3 protein-coding genes are annotated in these 4,048 nt (G+C 73.3%); 1 reads left to right on the top strand and 2 read right to left on the bottom strand.

The window, feature by feature from the left end:
• On the top strand, nucleotides 1-1,609 hold a 1,609-nt coding region (locus G3I65_RS14345), incomplete at its 5' end, for a helix-turn-helix transcriptional regulator (protein WP_239071159.1).
• A gap of 3 nt (nucleotides 1,610-1,612) precedes the next feature.
• On the opposite strand, the gene G3I65_RS14340 is transcribed toward G3I65_RS14345, so the two are convergent.
• Nucleotides 1,613-2,377, bottom strand: coding sequence for an SDR family NAD(P)-dependent oxidoreductase (locus tag G3I65_RS14340; protein WP_160696550.1), 765 nt, complete (start codon nucleotides 2,375-2,377; stop codon nucleotides 1,613-1,615).
• A gap of 122 nt (nucleotides 2,378-2,499) precedes the next feature.
• A partial coding sequence (locus tag G3I65_RS14335; RefSeq protein WP_239071157.1) for a helix-turn-helix transcriptional regulator occupies nucleotides 2,500-4,048 on the bottom strand: 1,549 nt, incomplete at its 5' end.

Here is a 4,048-nt window from a genome sequence, read left to right as displayed (position 1 = left end):
CCAGGCTCGCGGCGGCGTCGCCGCGGCGGCCGCGTTCCTGCGGCGGGCGACCGAGCTGACTCCCGATCCGGCCAGGCGAGGAGCGAGGGCGCTGGCCGCGGCGCAGGCGACTTTCGAGGCAGGGGCTCCCGACGCGGCGCTCGATCTGATCGCCGCCGCCGAGATGGGCGTGCTCGACGAGCTGCAGCACGGGCGGCTGGCGCGGCTGCGCGCCCAGATCGTCTTCGCCCGCAGGCGCGGCGGTGAAGCGTTGCCGTTGTTGCTCGACGCGGCCGGCCGGCTGGCCCGGATCGACGACGGACAGGCGCGCGAGGCGTACCTCGAAGCAGTGGGAGCAGCGATCTTCGGCGGTCGGCTCAACGGCCCCGACAGGCTGAAAGAGGTGGCCGAGGCCGCCCGTACCGCACCGGGCGGACCACGACCGGCGCGGCCTGCCGACACACTCCTGGACGGCCTGGCGACGCGGTTCGCCGAGGGTCACGCGGCGGGCGCGCCGCGGTTGAAGCTCGCCATGCAGGCATTCCGGCACGACGCCGGCGCGGACGGGGACGACATCATGCGCTGGCTCTGGCTGGCGTGGCCGGCCGCCGGCGACATGTGGGACGACGAGGCCTGGCACGAACTGGCCACGCACGCGGTCCGGACGGCACGCGAGTCCGGCGCGCTCAACTTCCTGCCCCTGGCCCTCACCTATCGCGCTGCCGTGCACGTACACGCCGGCGAGTTCGACGCGGCGTCGGCGCTGGTCGAGGAGTCCGCCGCGATCACGGCGGCGACCGGCAACTCGCCGCTCGGCTACGCCTCGCTGTTGCTCGTCGCCTGGCGCGGCCAGGACGCCCAGGGGGCGGAGCTGATCCGGGGACAGGCCGAATGGGCTACCACGTGGGGTGAGGGGCGTGCCATCGGCCTGGGCCACTACCTGACCGCGGTGCTGCACAACGGTTTCGGCCGCTACCAGGACGCCTTGGCCGCCGCGGAAGCGGGCTGCGAGCACGACGATCTGATGGCCTTCGGCCTGTCCCTCACCGAGCTGGTCGAGGCGGGTGCCCGCGGTGACGCCCCCGCCGCGGCCGCGGCCGCCCTGACGCGGCTCGAGGAGCGGGCCACCGCCGGCGGCACGGAGTGGGCCCTCGGCATGCTGGCCCGATCCAAAGCCCTGCTCAGCGACGGCCAGGCCGCCGACCTGCTGTACCGCGAGGCCATCGGGCGCCTCGCGCGCACCAGGGTTTCCGTGCAGCTGGCACGCACTCACCTGGTGTACGGCGAGTGGCTCCGTCGCGAGAACCGGCGCCTCGACGCGCGCGAGCAGCTGCGCAGGGCTCACGAGATGCTGCATCGCTTCGGCGCGCACGCCTTCGCCGAGCGCGCCCGTCGCGAACTCATGGCCACCGGCGAGTCGATCCGCAGCCGGGTGGTCGAGGCTCCTCCGGTCCTCACGGTGCAGGAGGCCCAGATCGCCCGCCTCGCGCGCGACGGGAAGACGAACACGGAGATCGGCGCCGAGCTGTTCCTCAGCCCCCGCACGGTCGAATGGCACCTGCGCAAGGTGTTCACCAAGCTCGGCGTCGACTCACGCCGGAAACTCCGCGGCAGTGCGATCGACAGCTGACGGTCAGCGCCGCTCGGCCGCGCGGACGCGCATCTCGCTGACCGCGACCCGGCGATCGCGGGTGACGATGTAGCCGATCGCGTCCGCGACGTCCTCCGGCCGCAGTGCTTCCCGGCCGCCGACGGGCCGGCCGGCCGCGGTGCGGGTCGCAGTACCGAAATGGTTCACCAGGCCGGGTTCCACGACGGCGGGCTCCACCAGGCCGACCCGCACCCGTTCGACGAGCAGCTCGCGGCGCAGCGACTCGGTGAACCCCTCGAGACCGGACCTGGTGAGGTTGTAGACGCTGCTGCCCTGCCCGGTGAGCTGCCCGGCCGTCAGGCTGACGTTCACGAGGTCCGCCACCTGCCGTGGCGACGTCGCGGCCGCGTCGATCAGGTACGGGACCGCGGCGTGCGTGAGGTGCAGGAGCGCGGTCACGTTGAGCGCGATCAGCCGGTCCCACTCCGCCAGCGGGGCGTGCAACGCCGTGTCGAGCAGCACGATGCCCGCGTTGTTGACCAGGATGTCCAGGCGGCCGAGCCGATCGTGCGTGTCCTGCACCGCCTGGCACGCACGCTCCGGATCGGTGATGTCGGCCGTCACCTCGATGGCCTGGCCGCCCAGGTTCCTGATGTCGTCCGCTACCTGGTCCAAGCGGTCACCGCTGCGCGCGACCAGCGCCACCGCCGCGCCCTCGCGGGCGAGGCGGTGCGCCGTGGCGGCACCGATGTCGCTGCCGGCATCCGTCACGAGCGCGACCGCCCCGGCCAACGTCTTGTCGGACATGGCTTTCTCATCCCTTCGCGAGCTGTCCCTCGCGACCAGGCTCGCGCGTCCGGTTCCCGGGGCGAGCCAGGGAGGCACCCTGGTTCCGGGAACCAGGGTGTCCGGGAACCGGGCTCGTGGGGTCATTCGCCGCCGGACAGGGCGTCCCGGAGCTGCCTGCGGGAGGTGATGGAAAGCTTCGTGAAGATCTTGCGGAGGTGCCACTCGACCGTCCGCGGGCTGAGGAAGAGCTGCGCGCCGACCTCCGAGTTGGAGAAGCCTTCGCGGACGAGGAGCGCGATCTGCCTTTCCTGGGGCGTCAGTTCATCGCCCGTTGCCGGCTCGGCCGTGTGGCTCGGCACCTTCTCGCCGGTGGCGAGAAGTTCACGGCGGGCGCGCTCGGCGAACGCGTCCATGCCGATCGAGGCGAACATGTCCAACGCCGCGCGCAGGTGTTCCCGTGCTTCGAGACGCCGGGTCTGCCTGCGCAGCCACTCGCCGTACAGCAGATGGGCCCGCGCCAGCTCGGGACGCAGCTTCGTCCGGCCCAGCCGCTCGATCGCCTCGCGGTAGCAGCGGTCCGCGGCGGACTCGTCGCTGAGCAGCGCCCGGCTGCGCTGCAGGATTCCCTGGGCCCAGTCCGTGTCGCAGGGCTCCGCCGCCGCGGTCAGGCGGTCGAGGGCGCCGTGGGCGATCTCGTCTTCGCCGACGCGGACCGCCGCCTCGATGAGTTCCGGCAGCACCCACACCGAGACCCACAGTTCGGCGATCCCGGCGCTGACTTGGGCCGCCGGGATCGCCTGCTCGTACCGGGCCAGGCCGTTGTAGAGGACCGCGGCGGCCCAGTTCGCGGACGTCACGCCCATCAGCTGGCCGTCCTGCGAGGCCCATTCGACGGTGGCGGCGATCAGCTCGGCCGCCTCGGTCTCCTTGCCCTGCATCGCCGTCAGCAGCAGCTTGGTGTGCGGCGCGATGGGGACGCCGGTCGCGGTGGCGACCGCCTCGGCTTCGGCGACGATCGCGGCAGCGCCGGCGAAGTCCCCGGTCCACGTCGTCGCGATCCCCAGTGAGGCGAGGTAGATGGGAAGCACGGTCAGGGCGCCGGCGGTGCGGGCCACCTCGGCCGCCCGGACGTAGGTCCGGCGCATGGCCTGGTCGTCCCAGACGGCCGCGTTCGCGCCGTTGCCGACCCAGCCCCACTTCAGCACGTCCTGCGCGGGAAGATCCACGAGCGCGGCCGTGGCCCGTTCCAGGACGGGAACCGCGGCGGACCGGCCGTCGGTGACGAGCAGCCCGTAGCCGGCGAGCACCAGGTCGATGGGACGCGGTTCACCTTCCGGCGGCGGCAGATCCCGGATCGCCCGGGAGATCGCCAGGAGACTCTCGCCGTCCGCGGCGATCAGGGCCGCGGCGCCCCAGGCCTGCAGATAGGTCTCCCGCGCGAGGTCCGGGTCGAAGGGTTCGAGCCGCTGCGCGGCCGCCAGCAACATCGGCGGGGCTTCGCTGCCGAGCCCGGCCGAGAACGCGATCTGACTCCGGACCAGGTGAGCGCGGGCACGGAGGAACTCGTCCCGCGCGTCGCGTTCCGCCACGTCGACCGAAGCGCGGGCGGCCGCGAGGTCACCCGCCCGGAGGCCGACGTCCGCGGCCGCCACGGCACGCTCGGCACGCCGGGCCGGGTCGGCGGTCAGC

The organism is Amycolatopsis sp. SID8362 (assembly GCF_010550475.1).
Lineage (GTDB): Bacteria > Actinomycetota > Actinomycetes > Mycobacteriales > Pseudonocardiaceae > Amycolatopsis > Amycolatopsis eburnea.
This window is presented reverse-complemented; position numbering and strand designations above follow the sequence as displayed.